The 16,193-nt window shown below is 68.1% G+C and carries 16 protein-coding genes; 1 reads left to right on the top strand and 15 read right to left on the bottom strand.

The annotated features are described in order from the left end of the window. Positions 1 to 116: 116 nt before the first annotated feature. The 7 genes from QO259_RS07605 to QO259_RS07575 form a co-directional block, all read right to left on the bottom strand. A complete protein-coding gene (locus tag QO259_RS07605) occupies positions 117 to 875 on the bottom strand; it encodes an energy transducer TonB (protein WP_285952371.1) in 759 nt (252 codons plus the stop codon). Further along, entirely contained in the window at positions 875 to 1,282 is a 408-nt protein-coding gene (locus QO259_RS07600; RefSeq protein WP_207037274.1) for an ExbD/TolR family protein, read from the bottom strand. Before QO259_RS07600 ends, QO259_RS07605 begins: the two co-directional genes overlap by 1 nt. Further along, positions 1,275 to 1,742, bottom strand: a complete 468-nt coding sequence (locus QO259_RS07595) for a MotA/TolQ/ExbB proton channel family protein (RefSeq protein WP_285952747.1) — start codon at positions 1,740 to 1,742, stop codon at positions 1,275 to 1,277. The genes QO259_RS07600 and QO259_RS07595 overlap by 8 nt, the downstream gene beginning before the upstream one ends. 49 nt (positions 1,743 to 1,791) lie before the next feature. Then, positions 1,792 to 3,243, bottom strand: coding sequence for a MotA/TolQ/ExbB proton channel family protein (locus tag QO259_RS07590; RefSeq protein WP_285952370.1), 1,452 nt, complete (start codon positions 3,241 to 3,243; stop codon positions 1,792 to 1,794). Beyond that, a complete protein-coding gene (locus QO259_RS07585; protein WP_285952369.1) occupies positions 3,240 to 4,145 on the bottom strand; it encodes a DUF3450 domain-containing protein in 906 nt (301 codons plus the stop codon). Before QO259_RS07585 ends, QO259_RS07590 begins: the two co-directional genes overlap by 4 nt. Before the next feature lie 242 nt (positions 4,146 to 4,387). Continuing rightward, the gene (locus tag QO259_RS07580; protein ID WP_285952368.1) at positions 4,388 to 5,314 is read right to left on the bottom strand and encodes an electron transfer flavoprotein subunit alpha/FixB family protein; all 927 of its coding nucleotides are present in this window, start codon (positions 5,312 to 5,314) and stop codon (positions 4,388 to 4,390) included. Positions 5,315 to 5,328: 14 nt separating this feature from the next. After that, on the bottom strand, positions 5,329 to 6,078 hold the full coding sequence (locus QO259_RS07575) for an electron transfer flavoprotein subunit beta/FixA family protein (RefSeq protein WP_285952367.1): 750 nt from the start codon (positions 6,076 to 6,078) through the stop codon (positions 5,329 to 5,331). Between the two features lie 396 nt (positions 6,079 to 6,474). Here QO259_RS07575 and QO259_RS07570 point away from each other — a divergent pair, with 396 nt between their 5' ends. Next, positions 6,475 to 8,130: an electron transfer flavoprotein-ubiquinone oxidoreductase gene (locus QO259_RS07570; protein ID WP_035470618.1), complete on the top strand. Its 1,656-nt coding sequence runs from the start codon at positions 6,475 to 6,477 to the stop codon at positions 8,128 to 8,130. A 56-nt stretch (positions 8,131 to 8,186) separates the two neighbouring features. Here QO259_RS07570 and QO259_RS07565 read toward each other — a convergent pair whose 3' ends face one another. From QO259_RS07565 to mltG, 8 genes are all read right to left on the bottom strand, one after another. Then, positions 8,187 to 9,011: a sulfurtransferase gene (locus QO259_RS07565; protein ID WP_285952366.1), complete on the bottom strand. Its 825-nt coding sequence runs from the start codon at positions 9,009 to 9,011 to the stop codon at positions 8,187 to 8,189. Positions 9,012 to 9,076: 65 nt separating this feature from the next. Next, positions 9,077 to 11,329 carry an ATP-dependent helicase gene (locus QO259_RS07560; RefSeq protein ID WP_285952365.1) on the bottom strand — a complete coding sequence of 751 codons (2,253 nt, stop codon included), beginning with the start codon at positions 11,327 to 11,329 and terminating at the stop codon, positions 9,077 to 9,079. Next, positions 11,326 to 11,859, bottom strand: a complete 534-nt coding sequence (locus QO259_RS07555; RefSeq protein WP_285952364.1) for a DUF1285 domain-containing protein — start codon at positions 11,857 to 11,859, stop codon at positions 11,326 to 11,328. Before QO259_RS07555 ends, QO259_RS07560 begins: the two co-directional genes overlap by 4 nt. Positions 11,860 to 12,053: 194 nt before the next feature. Next, positions 12,054 to 12,863: a TatD family hydrolase gene (locus QO259_RS07550; RefSeq protein WP_285952363.1), complete on the bottom strand. Its 810-nt coding sequence runs from the start codon at positions 12,861 to 12,863 to the stop codon at positions 12,054 to 12,056. 95 nt (positions 12,864 to 12,958) lie between these two features. Continuing rightward, a complete protein-coding gene (locus QO259_RS07545) occupies positions 12,959 to 13,294 on the bottom strand; it encodes a PilZ domain-containing protein (RefSeq protein WP_285952362.1) in 336 nt (111 codons plus the stop codon). A gap of 90 nt (positions 13,295 to 13,384) precedes the next feature. Further along, positions 13,385 to 14,392, bottom strand: a complete 1,008-nt coding sequence (locus QO259_RS07540) for a DNA polymerase III subunit delta' (protein ID WP_285952361.1) — start codon at positions 14,390 to 14,392, stop codon at positions 13,385 to 13,387. Further along, the gene (gene tmk / locus QO259_RS07535) at positions 14,383 to 15,039 is read right to left on the bottom strand and encodes a dTMP kinase (RefSeq protein ID WP_285952360.1); all 657 of its coding nucleotides are present in this window, start codon (positions 15,037 to 15,039) and stop codon (positions 14,383 to 14,385) included. Before tmk ends, QO259_RS07540 begins: the two co-directional genes overlap by 10 nt. A 74-nt stretch (positions 15,040 to 15,113) precedes the next feature. After that, positions 15,114 to 16,118: an endolytic transglycosylase MltG gene (mltG, locus tag QO259_RS07530; RefSeq protein WP_285952359.1), complete on the bottom strand. Its 1,005-nt coding sequence runs from the start codon at positions 16,116 to 16,118 to the stop codon at positions 15,114 to 15,116. Between the last annotated feature and the right edge of the window lie 75 nt (positions 16,119 to 16,193).

Here is a 16,193-nt window from a genome sequence, read left to right as displayed (position 1 = left end):
CAGCAGCAGGAGTGCAGCGCCATACCGGCGCTGCCGTCCCTTAACGGCATCGGCGGCCGTAGTGACAGCCAGGGCGGGCCCCGCGGGCGGAATGACAGTCTGTGACGCGTCCATGGTCAACCTTGCAGTTTGAACTCGATACGCTGGGTGGCACGGCGCACGTCGTCCGCCGGCGGGAAGCGCCAGCGCGCTACCGCTTCCTCCACCGCGCGGTCGAACACGTTGGCCGGCTCGGCGTCGATCACCCGCAGGCTGCCGCTATCCACGCGCCCATCGGGCTGGATCACGAAGCTGACCTCGACGTAGCCCTCCAGGCCACGCCGCTGCGCCCGTACCGGGTAGGTCGGATTGACCCGACTGGTCGGCTGCAGCTGTCCCACATCCCGCGGCGCGGCCTGAGTACCCTTGGGCGTCGGCTGCGCGGCCTGCCCCTGGGCCTGGCTGGGCGCTGGTGATGGGCTAGGCTGCGGATTGGGCTCGGGCCGCGATTCAGGTTGTGGCTGAGGTTGTGGTTGCGGCTTGGGTCGCGGCGTCGGCCGCGCCTCGCTCAGCTCGGGCAACGAGGTATCCAGCGTCGGCGCCGGGGTCTGCGGCTGCGCGACCTCGGGCTCGGGCACCGCGATCTGGCTGGGTGTCGGCGCCGGCGTCGGTGCCGCGGCCGGAGGTGGCGGCGGTGCGGCCGGCGGAGGCGGTGGCGCTGCTGCGCTCGTCGCCGGTGCTGTCTGCGCCTGCTCCGGCGCGTCGACCATGGCGATCGGTGCAGCGCTGACGATCTCCTGATCCTCCGGCGCGGGTGGTGCCACCAGCAGCGCCAGCAGATAAAACAGCACCAGCGCCAGCACGCCACCGGCGACCAGCCCCACCAGCCTACGCATCAGCCCGCGTCCCGATTGGCTGCGACAGCGACATTGTCGACCCCGGCCTGGCGAATGCGATCCATCACCTCGAGCAGCAGACCCGTGGTCGAGCGGCGGTCGGCCTGGACCACCACGCTGCCATCGCCGGAGACCAGTGCCGCCACCTTGGCGCCGACCCGATGGGCGTCCACCGCCTCGCCGTCGACCCACACCGCGCCATCCTGGGTGATCGCCACCAGCACCTGGGTGTCGGGGCGCGCGGTCGCCTCGCTCGACTGCGGCCGCTCGATCTCGACCCCACTCTCCTTGATGAAGCTGGTGGTGACGATGAAGAAGATCAGCATGATGAAGACGACATCGAGCATCGGGGTCAGGTCGATCCCGGTGGCGTCGTCGCTCGCTTCCCGCAGGCGCCGCCTACGCATGGGCATCCTCCACCGCGCGAGCCATGCGATCGTGCAGCCGCTGGTCCTCGCGCCGAATGATCTGTTCCAGTCGGGACACGAACAGCAGCCCGACCACGGCCACGGCCATGCCCACCAGGGTGGGCAGCGTGGCACGAGCAACGCCGTCGGCCATCGCCCGCGCCTGGCCGCTGTCGCTGAGGGAGAGGCTATCGAACACCTGGATCATCCCGGTGACGGTACCCAGCAGCCCCAGCAACGGGCATATCGCCACCAGCAGCTTGAGCCAGGGCAACGGCTGGCGCAGCCGCGCCAGTAGCTCCCGGGTCCACACCTCGCGCAGGGTGAGCGCGCTCCAACTGACGTGGTCGCGGCGCTGGATCCAGGCATCGATCAGCGCTCGGCGCGCCCGGCGGTAGGTGAAGCGCCAGTAGATCAGACGCTCCAGCGCCAGCGCGAACAGCGCCATGGCGACCAGCATGATCACTACCAGGACCCCGCCGCCGGCGTCGATCAGCCAGCGGATCGGCTCAAGCGTGAACGCCACGATGGCTCTCCTGATCCTGGCCCGCAGCTTCCAGGTGCTCGGCCAGAACCGCGCTGGCGCGCCCTTCGAGCAGCCCGACAAGCCGCCGGCTACGGCTGCTCAGCGCGGTGTTGACGAACAGTAACGGCACCGCGGTGATCAAGCCCAGCACGGTGGTCACCAGCGCCTGGCTGATCCCCCCGGCCATCAGCTGCGGATCGCCGGTGCCAAACACGGTGATCGACTGGAAGGTGATGATCATCCCGGTGACTGTTCCCAGCAGCCCCAACAGCGGTGCCACCGCGGCGATCAGCTTGACGATCGGCTGGCCGCGCTCGAGACGCGGCTGCTCCGCCAGCAGCGCCTCGTCGAGACGCGCCTCGAGGGCCTCCGGGGCGTGACTCGGGCCCAGCGCACCGAAGCGCCCCAGTACCCGCCCGAGGGGGTTGTCATCACGCAGCCGCTCAGGGTCGCGCAGCTGACGCTGCATGCGTGAACTCACCCGCAGCAGATAGAGGTATTGCGCCAGCGCCACCAGCAGGCCGATGGCGCCCAGCCCAACGATCACGTAGCCGACGTAGCCGCCCTGCTGAAAGCGCTGCCACAGACTAGGCTGCTGGGCGATCGCCTGCAGCACCTCGCCGTCGGTGGGATCGAAGAAGAAGCGCTCGCCCTGCCCGGCCTGGAAGTCGCGCAGCGCCGCGCGAACATCGCCGGGCGTGTGCGGGAAGACATCGAGCGGCAGCTTGGCGTCGGCGTCACGCGCCAGCAGATCGCCTTGGCTGAACGCCACGCTGTCGCCCAGACGCACCACCGGACGCACCTGCACGTCGCCATTGGCCGCCGCCACAGGCGCCTCGAAGCTTACGCCGCGGGCGCTCTCCGCGATCAGCGCAGCGAGATCACCGCGTAGCCGATCGAGGGTATCGATATCGACCAACCCACGATCATCCAGCCGTGGCGGCAGCTGCGCCGCACCGCCCAGGGTCAGCCAGCTATCGCTGAGCGCATCGCGCAGCTCACCGGCCTGTTGCTTGATCACCTGCGACACCGCCTCGATATCGGCAGCATCGCCGCCACGTTGCTGCCCCAGGTCAGCCAGCGTCTGGCGCTGCTCGCGCTGGCGCTGTTCCAGTTCTTCGCGCTTTGCCTGCGCTGCCGAAAGCCGCCTTTCGGCGTCCGCCACTGCCGCATCGAGCTTTTGGCGGTCATCCACCAGCGCGGCCAGACGCGCATCGTCGCGGGCCTCGGCCTCCCGACTGTCGGCCTGGAAGCGCGCCAGCACCTGCTGCAGCGTATTCGGCGCTTCGGCCTGAGCCTGGGTGGAAGAAGACTGGGAGGCGGTAGCATCCTGGGCATCGGGTGCGGCCGGATCCTGCGCCTGGGCTACCGGCGCCGCCAGCATCAGCGCGATCAGCAGCGACTGCCCACGGGAAACGAACGAATGCTGCTTCATGATGCCGACTCCTGTGCCGTTTCCTGCGGCGCGCTCGGGGTCTGGGCATCGCCTGGTCCAGCCCCGTCGCCGGCCGCTTGCGGCGACTGCCCGGGCACCACACTGATGGACGCCGGCAGCGCCAGCAGTGCCGGGGCGGCCTGGTCACGGGCGATACGGATTCCCCGGCGCACCTCGTCGATCTGACCGCGATCGAGCGGCTCCCAGCGCTGGCTCGCGACCTTCCACACGCCACCGGCTTGACCGTCGGGAGTGACATAGTAAAAGCCGGTGCGCCCCACCCGCAGGTAATCGACCTGGCGCGCATAGTCGCTACCGGCCTGCGCGTCCGGCGCACGCTCACCCGTCAGCGGGCCGCTCCACTGGTCCATCTGGCGACCGTAGTCGAGCTCGGTGCGCCACACCGAGAAGATCTTCTGTAGCTTGTCGGCCTGGGAGGTTTCATCGCTGGCGAGCATCTGTTCGAGGGTATCGACCCGCGCCAGGCGCTCCTGGCGCAGAAACGGCATGTCGGCCTCGATCATCCCGCGCAGCTGTTCGACCATCTCGCGCATCTCACCCGGCAGCGCTTCGCGCGTGGTCGAGATCTGCGCCAGTGCCTTTTGCTGCGACTCGATGCGGCGTGCCTGATCCGCCACCACCGGCGCCAGCTCGGCGTTGTAGCTCTCCAGGCGGTCCGCCTGCCGGGTGGCACGCCGCAGCCGCTCGAGGGCTTCGCGCGTGGCGTCGTCGGCACTGTCGATACGCCGCTGCAGCGCGGCCTGGGTCTGCTGCGCCTCGATGCTGGCCTGACTGAGCGAGTCCTGAGCCGGGGCCTGAGTGGCCACGCCGACGAGACTCGCGGCGACGAAGCAGAGCGCCGTGAGCCGGCGGTGGCTTCGCTGACGCGGGGAATGCAACACCACGCGATCTCCTTACGATTGGGCCTGAAGCCGTGGGAGTGGGCCTGAAGACGTGACGATCACCGTCTCAAAGCGGTGCGACAGCGTCGAAAAGTGGGCACCGATCTAGAGGACGACAACCTAGTACAAACAAGAACAATTATCAATCAGAATCCAAGCCCTACCTTCATCTCCTGAAGACTCGCGCGCACAAAAAAGCCGGCGCCCTGAGGCGCCGGCTTCGAACCCCGATCAGCCGCGGGTTACAGCTTCTGCTCCAGTGCCGGCAGGATCTCGAACAGATCGCCGACCAGGCCGTAATCGGCCACCTGGAAGATCGGTGCATCTTCGTCCTTGTTGATCGCCACGATCACCTTGGAGTCTTTCATCCCGGCCAGATGCTGGATCGCACCGCTGATGCCCACCGCGATGTAGAGCTCCGGGGCGACGATCTTGCCGGTCTGCCCCACCTGCATGTCGTTGGGCACGAAACCGGCATCGACCGCAGCGCGGGAAGCGCCGATGGCGGCACCCAGCTTGTCGGCGATGCCTTCGAGCAGCTTGAAGTTGTCGCCGCTACCCATGCCACGGCCACCGGAGATGACGATCTTGGCACTGCCCAGCTCGGGGCGATCGCTCTGGGCCAGCTCTTCGCCGACGAACCGGCTGCTGGCGTTGCTCACCTCGGCGCTGATCGGCTCGATCGCGGCACTGCCGCCCTCGGCCACGGCGTCGAAGGCGGTGGTGCGCACCGTGATCACCTTCAGCGGGTCGCTCGAGCGCACCGTGGCGATGGCGTTGCCGGCGTAGATCGGCCGCTTGAAGGTGTCGGCGCCGACCACCTCGAGGATATCGGAGATCTGGGCCACGTCGCGCAGCGCCGCCAGCCGCGGCAGCACGTTTTTGCCGGTGGTGCTGGAAGCCGCCAGCACGTGAGTGTAGTCATCGGCCAGTGCCACCAGCAGCTCAGCCAGCGGCTCGGCCAACTGGTGCGCGTAGACCGCGTCGTCGGCCACCCGCACCCGGCTGACGCCGTCGAGACCGGCAGCGGCCTGGGCCACGGCGTCGACCCCTTCGCCGGCGACCAGCACGTCGATGTCGCCACCGATCGCGCGTGCCGCGGCAACCACGTGCGCCGTGCCCGTTGACAGTTCGCCATCATGCTGTTCGGCGAGAATCAGAATGCTCATGCCAGCCGCTCCCTTCAAAGCACTTTCGCTTCGGTCTTGAGTTTCTCTAACAGCTCATCCACCGAGCCGACCTTCACACCGCCCTTGCGCTCGGCCGGGGTCTCGACCCCGAGCAGCTCGAGTCCGCTCTCGACGCTGACACCCAGCGCTTCCGGCGTCTTGCTCTCGAGCGGCTTCTTCTTGGCCTTCATGATGTCGGGCAGCTTGGCGTAGCGCGGCTCGTTGAGACGCAGGTCGGTGGTGACCACCGCCGGCAGCGTTAGTGCCACCGTCTGCAGACCACCGTCGATCTCGCGGGTGACGTCCACGCTGCCTTCCTTGACGTCGACCTTCGAGGCGAAGGTGCCCTGGGGCATGCCGGTGAGTGCCGCCAGCATCTGGCCGGTCTGGTTATTGTCGGTGTCGATGGCCTGCTTGCCCAGGATCACCAGGTCCGGCTGCTCTTCATCGACCACCGCCTTGAGCAGCTTGGCCACCGCCAGCGATTCGACCCGCGCCTCGGTCTCGACGTGAATGGCGCGATCGGCGCCCAGCGCCAGCGCCGTGCGCAGCTGCTCCTGCGCGGCCTTGGGACCGACGGTGACAGCGACGATCTCGCTGGCGACACCCTGCTCCTTGAGACGCACCGCCTCTTCGACGGCGATCTCGCAGAACGGGTTCATGGCCATCTTGACGTTGGTCAGGTCGACATCGGAGTGATCCGGCTTGACGCGGATCTTGACGTTGTAGTCGATGACGCGTTTGACCGCGACGAGTACTTTCATGGATGTCCTCGCAGGCTGAAGAAAAGATCGGCGCGAGGCGGAAAACGTCACTGACCTGACGGCAGGCAAAAGCCGGCCGTCACGCAAGACACGCGCAACGCTTCCACCAAACCGATTGACGCGAAACAGACTCGCGTCAAACGTGGCCGGGGTCAATCCGCCAGTGGTCCCATCCCGCGGCGGCGCGGCCGGATCAGGGACAACGGCGGCGTAAAAGTGCGATGATAGCCCATTATCGAGCGCGGCCCGAAGCCGCGCCTTGGCATAAGCAAAGCGCGCGGCGTCATAACGTCGAGACGCGCGGGCACAAGCCCCATAACAGGCCGCGGCCGGCGCGAGGGCCGGGCCGACAATACCGTAGCGCTAGCAAGGAGAATCGGTTTGGAACGCGAATCCATGGATTTCGATGTAGTCATCGTCGGCGCGGGGCCGAGCGGACTGGCAGCAGCGTGCCGGCTGATGCAGCAGGCCCAGGCGGCAGAGCGCGAACTCTCCGTGTGCGTGGTCGAGAAAGGCTCCGAGGTCGGCGCCCATATCCTCTCCGGTGCCGTGCTCGAGCCGCGCGCCCTGGCCGAGCTCTTCCCCGACTGGGCCGAGCGCGGGGCGCCGCTGAAGACCGCGGTCACGCGTGACGATCTCTATCTGCTCAAGGATGCAGAGAAGGCGCAGAAATTGCCCGGTGCGCTGGTGCCCAAGAGCCTGCACAACGTCGGCCATGGCACCCAGAACTACATCATCAGCGCCGGCAACCTGTGCCGCTGGCTGGGTGAGCAGGCGGAGGCCCTGGGGGTGGAGATCTTCCCCGGTTTCGCGGCTCAGGAGGCGCTGATCGACGACGACGGCATCGTGCGAGGCATCGTCACCGGTGACATGGGCGTGGCCGCCGATGGCAGCGAGGGCGCCAACTACATGCCGGGCATGGAGCTACGCGCCAAGTACACGCTGTTCTGCGAAGGCGCCCGCGGGCATATCGGCAAGCGCCTGATCGAGCGCTTCGATCTCGCCGCCGGCCGCGATCCGCAACACTATGCCATCGGCTTCAAGGAGCTGTGGGACATCCCCGCCGAACAGCACGAACCGGGGCTGGTGGTGCATGGCTCCGGCTGGCCGCTCAGCGACAAGGCGGCCGGCGGTGACGGCCACGGCGGCTGGTTCCTCTACCATGGCGACGACAACCAGGTGATGGTGGGGCTGATCGTCGACTTGAGCTATCGCAACCCCTATCTGTCGCCGTTCGACGAGTTCCAGCGGCTCAAGCACCACCCGCAGCTCAAACGCTATCTCGAGGGCGGCAAGCGGGTCGCCTACGGCGCGCGGGCGATCGCCAAGGGCGGCGCCAACTGCCTGCCCAAGATGACCATGCCCGGGGCGCTGCTACTCGGCTGCGACGCCGGCACCCTCAACTTTGCCAAGATCAAGGGCATCCACACGGCGATGAAGTCCGGCCTGGTCGCCGCCGAGAGCGTGTTCGAGGCGCTCGCCGAGGATGATGCCGGCGGCCGCGAGCTCACCGCTTTCACCCAGGCATGGGAGTCGAGCTGGGCGTGGCAGGAGCTGCAGGCCAGCCGCAGTTTCGGCCCGGCGGTCCATCGCTACGGCACCCTCGGTGGCGGCGCCTACTACTTCGTCGACCAGCTGCTCGGTGGCGGCAAGCTGCCCACACTGCACGACACCACGCCGGACTATCGCCTCACCCCCGCCGCCGAGGCCACCCGTATCGACTACCCCAAGCCGGATGGCAAGCTGTCGTTCGACAAGCCCTCTTCGGTGTTCCTCTCCAACACCAATCACGACGAGGATCAGCCCTGCCATCTGCGCCTGAGCGACCCCAGCATCCCGATCGAGAAGAATCTGCCCGAGTACGCCGAGCCGGCACAGCGCTACTGCCCGGTCGGGGTCTACGAGGTGGTCGAGGAGAGCGACGGCCCGCGATTCCAGATCAACTTCCAGAACTGCATCCACTGCAAGACCTGCGACATCAAGGACCCCGCACAGAACATCACCTGGGTGGCGCCGGAGGGCGGTGGCGGTCCCAACTACCCCAATATGTGATGCACGGCCGTGCCTGGAGCGGGTGGCGCTAGGGCTAGGGAGGTGTCAGCAAGAGGCTAGGCGGGACCAGTGGCCACCGGCCTACCCGCATCCTCGATCCACTCGCTCCAGGAGCCGACATACAGTCGCGGCAGCGCCAGGCCGGCCACCGCATAAGCGAGAATGTTGTGGCACGCGGTCACCCCGGAGCCGCAGTAGGCGGTCAGCCGCTCTGCCTGGGGCAAAGCCGCGGCCAGCGCTGCCGGTGACTGGAAGCGGCCGTCGGCGGTGAGATTGTCGGCGCAAGGGTGACACAGGGCGCCGGGGATATGCCCCGCTACGCGGTCGAGGGGCTCCTCCTCGCCGCGGAAGCGCGAAGCGGCGCGGGCGTCGATCAGTTGGCCGCCCTCTGCCGCCAGGTGCTCGCGCCCGATCCAGGCCGCATCGCGGTAGTCAGGCTGCCATGCCGTCTCGGCGTCCACTTCCCCAGGTGCGGCGGCTTCCGAGAGCTGCACGAGCGCCTCCCCCGCTGCCTGCCACGCCTGAACGCCACCATCGAGCACGCGCACGTCCGGGTGCCCCGCCCAGCACGCCAGCATCCACCAGCCCCGCGCAGCGGCCAGCCGCCCGCCTTGATCGTCGAACACCACCACGGCTCGCCCAGGCGTCACGCCGAGACGCGAGAGCGTCGCGGTGAATGCCGTCTTGGTCGGCAGCGGATGGCGACCGCCGGTGCCGGCTGCCGCCGACATGTCGCGTTCGAGATCGAAGCGCCGGCTGCCCGGCAGGGTCACGGCAGCCTCGGGGCTATTCTGACGAAAGGCACGACAATCGAGCAGCAGTGGCGGCTCGGGCGTCTGCAGCTGGGCTTGGAGTGCTTCGGGGGTGATCAGTACCGACATGGCGCACGCCTCATACATGGGAGTCATCCCATGCTGCGCCGTAACGCATTCGCTGTCGAGCGGGCTCAGGCGATACGCGCCAGGGGCGCCCGCGAGGCGATCAATCGGCGCCGCCCGGCGCCGTCGAAGCGCACCTCGATCACCGGATCGGCGGGGTCGCCCTCGACCACGACCACCTCGCCGGTGCCGAAATTGGCGTGATGGAGCCGTTCACCGACCCGCCAGCCCGCGGCCGGCGTGGCAGCAGCGGACATGTCCCGCGCAGGCGTCAGCGCCAGTTGACGACCGATACGCTCGAGATAGCGCGCCACCAGCGCCGGCTCGCTGACGCTGACACTCGCCTCGCTCTCGCTGGCCAGCGCCTGGCCGATACGTTCGCACTCCGTCACCGCGCTCTCGGCGAGAAAGCGGCTGGGGCGGTGTTCCCCGCCATCATGCAGCAGCAGCAGGCGCTCACGGGCCCGGGTAATCGCGACATAGTAGAGCCGCCGCTCCTCCTCCAGCCGCTGGGGCGAGAGCGGGTTGTCGCGGCTGAAGTGGGGGAAATCCTCCTCGTTGAGGCCCCACAGCATGACCAGCGGCCACTCCAGCCCCTTGGCCCCATGCACGGTACTGATCAGCACGCCATCGGGGCGATTCTCCACCGGATTGCGCAGCAGCTCGATGAAGGCGTCGGGATCGTTGGCCAGCTCGCCGGCCTGCTCGATCAGCACGTCGAGCAGGCGCACATCGTCGTCCGCCTTTTCCCGCCGAGAGGCCGAGCGGCGCAGCACCTTCTCGGCATCGATCGCCTCGATCACATGGGCCAGCAGTTTCGCCGGCGGCCAGTTGCCCAGCCGCGGCAGTTCACACAGCAGCTGCCAGCGGCGCTTGAGATGGCGCCGCTGGCCGGGCTTGAGCCCAGCCAGTAGCGGATCATCCCGCCCCGGCCACTGCTGCGACCCAGCAAGCGCCTCGCACAGCCGGCGCACGCGCTCCTGGGCAACGAAGGTGGTCGGCTGCGAGAACAAAAGCCCCAGATGCGCCGGGTCCTGGAGTCGGTGAGGCTCCCGCGCCAACTGCAGATAGCCGGCCAGGGCCTGGACCAGCGGCAGGCGGAAGACGAAGCGCGACTCCTGGGCCAGCCGGAACGGAATCCCCGCGCGCAGCAGCTGGAGCTGTACGGAGACCGACAGCGACCAGCTGCGCACCAGCACGCAGGCCTCGTCATGGCGCCGGCCGGCCGCTTGCCAACGGCCCAGCTCGTCGAGCAGCGCCGCAGCACCCACGCCGCTGCCGAGCCGCGTGTGCGGATTGCCCGGTGCCGCCAGGCACAGCTGATCGCTGCCCTGGGCGTTACCGCGGATCGCGTGATTGGCCGCCAACGCCAGGGCGTGACCGTGGCGGAAGGTATACGAGAGCGGATAGTCGCTGGCGCCGCCGAACAGACCGTCGAAACGCGCCTGCATGGCGTCGGCACGGGCACCGCGCCACTCATAGATGCACTGGTTGGCGTCGCCCACCGCCATTACCTGGGCCTGCTCGCCGGCGAGTAGTTTCAACAGCCGCAGCTGTGACTCGTTGATGTCCTGGTACTCGTCGACGATCACGTGGTTGAGATAGCCCTGAACCCGGCGCCGCGCCTCGGGCTCGGCCTCGAGACAGCGCAGCGGACGGTAGAGCAGATCGGCGTAGGTGATGCTGCCGGCGGCTTCGAGCAGCGACTCGGCGATGGCGAAGGCGTCGATGAAGTGCCGTTCGGCCGGGCTATAGTCGAGACGCTCGAACAGTACCGCGGGCTCGGCCATCTCGGCCTTGACCAGGTCGCAGAACTGGGCGAACGCCTCCACCCGCTCGGCCTCCAGCGCCCCCTCCTGGGTCTCGGCATCGGCCTGGGCGAGGCTCTGGGCCACTGCCTGGCGCAGCAGCCGCTCGTGCTGCCAGTCAGCCTGCAAAAGCTGCCGCGGCGGCAGGAACCCCCAGCGGGTCAGGCTCTGGGTCAGGCGGTGGCCAATGGAGTGAAACGTCCTCACCTCGGGCAGCGCCACCCCCGCTGGCGCCTGCCGCGCCAGCTTGTCGCGGAAATCGTCGCGCGCCGCGCGGTTGAACATCAGCACCAGCAACCGTCGGGGTGACTCACCGCTGGCAAGCAGATGGAGCACCCGCTGCACCAGGGTTGTGGTCTTGCCGGCGCCGGCCACCGCCGCCACTCGGGCGTGACCGCCGGCGTGCCCGACCACGGCGCGCTGCTCTTGGGTCAGCGCCGCGCTGTCTGTCTGGGAGCCCTCGGCAAGGATGGCCTCTGCATGGGAGTCCCCGGCATGACTGCCCGCGCTCATGCCTCGCCCTCCGCCAGCCGTCCTAGCGGCTGCCACACACCGTCGCTGGTGAGCCCCAACTCGGCGCCGCGCCACTCGGCGACCTCGACCAGCCGGTAATAGAGATTGCGGTGCAGTCGCGCCTCGAGGCCGTGGCGCACCGGCAGTGCCGGCCGCCATTCACCCTGGGGGTCCGACGCCAGATGCAGGCGATGTGCCGCCCCCAGACGCAGCCGCTCGCCCCACTGCAGATCGACACACCAGCCGTCGGCATCGGCCTCGGCATCGACCGCCCGCAGCGGGCAATCTTCGACCCGAATACGCAGCTTCTCGGCCGGGGTCACCAGGTAGTAGTCGCCGTCGCTCTCACGCCGCAGCACGCTGGCGAGCAGACGCACCAGTTCAGGGCGGCGAATCGGCGACCCCTCGTGGATCCAGTCGCCGCCGGCGGTGATCAGCAGATCCATGTCACCGCAAAACGCCGGGTCCCACTGGTCGAGCGGCGGCACGCCGTGGGCGTCGAGCTGGCGGAATAGCGAATCCAGGCGCATGGGGTGGCTCCTGATGAGAGTGGCAAGAGGCTAGGCTTTGTACGAAAACTACCTGCGCTCGGCAATACGGCGTTAAAAATCGGCTCAAAATGCTCATTTACACCGCGTAAACTCCGCGTTTTCGCCGATTTTTGCCTTGTCTTGCCTTCGCTCGCTGACTTTTCGTACAAACCCCAGACGGACGCGCTCACGCCTCACACAAAGGGATTGGTGTGCTGCGCATCTTCCTGGTGGCAGCCCGGAAACAGCCGATAGAAATTGGCCCGGGTCTGCATCGCCACCTCGTCGACGCTGATACCACGCACCTCGGCGATACACTCGGCGACTTCCACCACCCACTGGGGCTCGTTGGCCCGCCCGCGATAGGGCACCGGGGCCAGGAAGGGGCTATCGGTCTCGATCAGCAGGCGATCCAGCGGCAGCCGACGGGCCACCTCGCGTAGCGCCTCGGCGCTGGCGAAGGTGACGATGCCCGAAAGCGAGATGTAGTAGCCCAGGCGCACCGCTTCCCGGGCCATGTCGAGATCCTCGGTGAAGCAGTGCAGCACGCCACCCACCGCCGGATCGCCATGCTCACGAATCAGCGCCAGCGTCTCCTCGCGCGCTTCTCGGGTGTGCACCACCACTGGCAGTTCCAGCGCCCGCGCCGCCTCCAGATGGGCGACGAAACGCTGGCGCTGGAGTGCGTGCGGCACACTATCGACATGGAAGTCGAGTCCTGTCTCGCCGATGGCCACCGCCGAGTAGCGCTCGGCGCACTCGGCGATGGCCGCGGCGTCGGGCTCCTGCGCTGTCGTCTGCAGCGGATGCAGGCCGAGTGCGATATCGACATCGGCATGCTCCCGCGTCATTGCAGCCAGCGCCGGCGCACTTTCCAGCGTGGTAGCGATGGCCAGGAAGCGCTGCACGCCCCGCGCCCGCGCCGCGTCGAGGGCGGCGCCGAGATCGCCGCCGTAGGGCGTCAGATCGAGGCGGTCGAGATGGCAGTGGGAGTCTACGAACATGACGATATCCAGAAAACGGGAATAGTGAGAGTACCGAGGCGACCGGCGCGCCCACGCCGGCGTTGACTATTTATTCAATCCAAAGAGGGCCCGGCTCAAAGCGTATGACGCGTCAGCACCGACGGCGACGGATGCGCCTCGAGTCGCGCCTCGATGCGCTCACGCAGCGCCTGGCCATCGGCGCCGAAGTGCACGCCGATACCCGCTACCCGATCGGCGGTGCCGGGGGGCGTCAGCCATACCACCTCGCCCTCCACCGGCAGGCGGTCATGGGCGTCGGGTAGCGTGATCAGCAGATAGACCCGCTGGCCCAGGCTGTAGTGTCGCTCGGTGGGCACGAACAGCCCCCCACGAGCCAGCCACGCCAGATAGGCACTGTGCAGGGTGTCGTCGTCGCGGATGGTCAGCGACAGCGCCTTATGTGAACTCATGACAGCCCTCGGTGAGAGAGTGAACAAACCTCGTCGATGACGTGGAAGCGGCACCTGCACGATCGCATAGCGCTTTTCGAGAGCGCAGTCTCAAGACCTCAACAGCGCCGACCAGCGAATCAGCCACGCCTCCATCACCAGCTGCGGATTGGGATTGCCCCCCGCCGCCAGCAACCGACGCTGCTCGCGGGCGTAGTCAAGCAGCCGAAACCAGTCCCGCACGCGGGCATTCTTGACCGCCTGGCGGTAGAGCGGCAGCAGATCGCTGTTGCGCACCCGCCGGCTATCGCCGGAGAGGCCCAGACGAATCAGATCCTCGAGCCAGGCGATGCCATACCAGAGTACGCGATCGAGCGCCTGGGCATCGAGTCGCGCCGCCTCTCCCACCGGCTCGCCGCCGCGCACCAGCGCGTCGAACAGCTCGCGCAGCTCCTGGCGCAGCTGGCGCGCCTCGGCACCGGCCAGCTCCTCGGCAAGCAGCGGCAGCCCACCGGCGACCCGCAGCCAGAACTTGGCCTCCTCGGCATCGCCGAGACGCTCGCTCAGCCAGCGCTCGGCCTCGGTAGCAGGCGGTGTGGCCAGGTTCCAGTGCTGGCAACGCGAGCGAATGGTCGGTAGCAGCCGCGAAGCGATGTCCGACACCAGGACGAACAGCGTGCGCTCACCCGGCTCCTCGAGGCTCTTGAGCAGGGCGTTGGAAGCGGCGACGTTCATCGCCTCCGCCGGCTCGATACGGATCACCCGATAACCGCCCTGCTGCGCCGTCTGGGACACGAAGCCATTGACCTGACGGATAGCATCGATACGGATCTGGCGCGATTTCTCCGCCGGCGCCACGCTGAGCAGGTCGGGATGATAGCCCGCCGCCAGCATGCGACAGCCGTGGCACTCACCGCAGGCGACCTCACCCGGCGCGCGGCACAGGGTGCGCGCGATCAGCGCCTCCACCAGCGGCTGCTTGCCAATCCCGTGGGGGCCGGAGATCAACAGCGCGTGGGGCAGGCGCCCACTGTCCTGCAGTTGGATCAGCCGCTGCCAGCGCTCGCGCTGCCAGGGCATGGGCTCGGCGACCCGCGCTGGCGCAGGACTCACAGCCATGGCGCCACCCGCGAGGCGAGGCACTGCTCGATGGCCTCGCGAACCTGAGGCAACGACGGTGTGGCATCGATCACCGCGAAGCGCGGCTGCGCCTGGGCGCGGGCGAGATAGGTGTCGCGCACCGCCTCGAAGAAGCTCTCACGCTCACGCTCGAAGCGATCACGCTCGCCGCCGCGGCCGCTGACACGCTGCGCGGCGATCTCCAGCGGTACGTCGAGCAGCAGCGTCAGGTCGGGTTCGAGCCCCTGCTGAACCAGTGCCTCGAGCGTGGCGATGCGCGCCGGATCGAGCCCGCGACCGCCGCCCTGATAGGCGAAGGTGGCGTCGGTGAAACGGTCGCACACCACCCAGGCGCCGCGTGCCAGCGCCGGTCGGATACGCCGCGCCAGATGCTGGGCACGGGCAGCGAATACCAGCAGCAGCTCGGCGCTGTCATCCCAGGGTTCGTCGCGTTCGGGGTCGAGCAGCAGCTCGCGGATCGCCTCGGCACCCGAGGTGCCGCCGGGCTCCCGCGTGCGTACCACCTCGATACCCTGGCGGGTGAGCCAATCGCAGACCACGCCGACGTTGGTCGTCTTGCCGACGCCCTCCCCGCCCTCGAGCGTGATGAAGCGCCCGCGTGACTGCTGCTCTGCTTGTGCGCTCATGCGGTCGTCTCGTGCTGATCTCGTGCTGGAAAAAACGGGCCGCTCGCCTAGCTGGCGTACGGCCAGTCGCGCTCTTAGTCGCGGTTCAGGATATAGCGTCTGACCGCAGCGTTGTGCTCGCTGAGCGTGCGCGAGAACTGGTGCGAGCCGTCGCCCTTGGCCACGAAGTAGAGCGCATCGCCGGGCGCCGGATGCACCGCCGCCTCCAGCGAGGCGCGCCCGGGCATGGCGATCGGTGTCGGCGGCAAGCCGTCGATCACATAGGTGTTGTAGGCGTTCTGGCGCTGCAGGTCGGCGCGGGTGATATTGCCGACATAGCTGTCGCCCATGCCGTAGATCACGGTCGGGTCGGTCTGCAGGCGCATCCCCTTCTCCAGCCGCCGCACGAAGACGCCGGCAATCTCGCGACGCTCGGCGGGCACGCCGGTCTCGCGCTCGATCAGTGACGCCAGAATCAGCGCCTGGTAGAGGCCGTCCAAAGGCAGACCATCGTCGCGCGAGGCCCAGACCTCGTCGAGGGTCTTGTGCATCCGCGCATAGGCGCGCTTCAGCACTTCGAGATCGGTCACGCCCTTGTGGTAGCGATAGGTATCGGGAAAGAAGCGCCCCTCCGGATGCTCGTCAGGATGCCCCAATGCGCGCATGATCTCGGCATCGCTCATCTCGGCGGTGCGGTGGTCGAGTTTCTCGGCGCCGTTCAGGAGCTGGCGCATCTGCCGGAAGGTCCAGCCCTCGGGAATCGTCACCCGATAGGTGACCACCTGGTCGCTGGAGAGCTTGGCGATCAGCTGGCGGCCACTCATGCCCGGCTCGAGCTGGAACTCGCCGGCGCGCAGCCCCTGCATCGCGCGCGGCTCCACCCGCGCCAGCACCTGGTAGGGCCAGGCCGCGGCGATGATCCCACGCGCGGCGAGATCGTCGACCACCTGCGAGAACGCCGCACCCCGCGGCACTTCATAAATGGTCGCAGCGTCGAGAGCGATGGGGCCGTCGAGCTGTGACTGCCAGTAGCGATAGCCGGCGAAGGCGGCGAGCGCCGCCAGCACCATCAGCACCACGAAAATCTTGAGAAGACGCATGCCACTTCCTTAGATGGCCCGGCTTTACCGGGCCTCACTGCCGCCACCCGGATGCCCGGGCGACGAGGATGTCAG

Source organism: Salinicola sp. JS01 (assembly GCF_030284585.1).
Classification (GTDB): Bacteria; Pseudomonadota; Gammaproteobacteria; order Pseudomonadales; family Halomonadaceae; genus Salinicola.
The sequence above is the reverse complement of the archived record's forward strand: the minus strand, read 5'-3'. Positions and strand labels throughout refer to the sequence as shown.

Excerpts from the sequence above, each read along its gene's own strand:
- QO259_RS07550 (WP_285952363.1), bottom strand. The coding sequence starts at position 12,863 with ATGTTCGTAGACTCCCACTGCCATCTCGACCGCCTCGATCTGACGCCC.
- QO259_RS07565 (WP_285952366.1), bottom strand. The coding sequence starts at position 9,011 with ATGTCGGTACTGATCACCCCCGAAGCACTCCAAGCCCAGCTGCAGACG.
- QO259_RS07600 (WP_207037274.1), bottom strand. The coding sequence starts at position 1,282 with ATGCGTAGGCGGCGCCTGCGGGAAGCGAGCGACGACGCCACCGGGATC.
- mltG (WP_285952359.1), bottom strand. The coding sequence starts at position 16,118 with ATGCGTCTTCTCAAGATTTTCGTGGTGCTGATGGTGCTGGCGGCGCTC.
- QO259_RS07570 (WP_035470618.1), top strand. The coding sequence starts at position 6,475 with ATGGATTTCGATGTAGTCATCGTCGGCGCGGGGCCGAGCGGACTGGCA.
- QO259_RS07555 (WP_285952364.1), bottom strand. The coding sequence starts at position 11,859 with ATGCGCCTGGATTCGCTATTCCGCCAGCTCGACGCCCACGGCGTGCCG.
- QO259_RS07595 (WP_285952747.1), bottom strand. The coding sequence starts at position 1,742 with ATGCTGGTCGCCATGGCGCTGTTCGCGCTGGCGCTGGAGCGTCTGATC.
- QO259_RS07605 (WP_285952371.1), bottom strand. The coding sequence starts at position 875 with ATGCGTAGGCTGGTGGGGCTGGTCGCCGGTGGCGTGCTGGCGCTGGTG.
- QO259_RS07540 (WP_285952361.1), bottom strand. The coding sequence starts at position 14,392 with ATGGCTGTGAGTCCTGCGCCAGCGCGGGTCGCCGAGCCCATGCCCTGG.
- QO259_RS07590 (WP_285952370.1), bottom strand. The coding sequence starts at position 3,243 with ATGAAGCAGCATTCGTTCGTTTCCCGTGGGCAGTCGCTGCTGATCGCG.
- QO259_RS07560 (WP_285952365.1), bottom strand. The coding sequence starts at position 11,329 with ATGAGCGCGGGCAGTCATGCCGGGGACTCCCATGCAGAGGCCATCCTT.
- QO259_RS07580 (WP_285952368.1), bottom strand. The coding sequence starts at position 5,314 with ATGAGCATTCTGATTCTCGCCGAACAGCATGATGGCGAACTGTCAACG.
- QO259_RS07545 (WP_285952362.1), bottom strand. The coding sequence starts at position 13,294 with ATGAGTTCACATAAGGCGCTGTCGCTGACCATCCGCGACGACGACACC.
- tmk (WP_285952360.1), bottom strand. The coding sequence starts at position 15,039 with ATGAGCGCACAAGCAGAGCAGCAGTCACGCGGGCGCTTCATCACGCTC.
- QO259_RS07575 (WP_285952367.1), bottom strand. The coding sequence starts at position 6,078 with ATGAAAGTACTCGTCGCGGTCAAACGCGTCATCGACTACAACGTCAAG.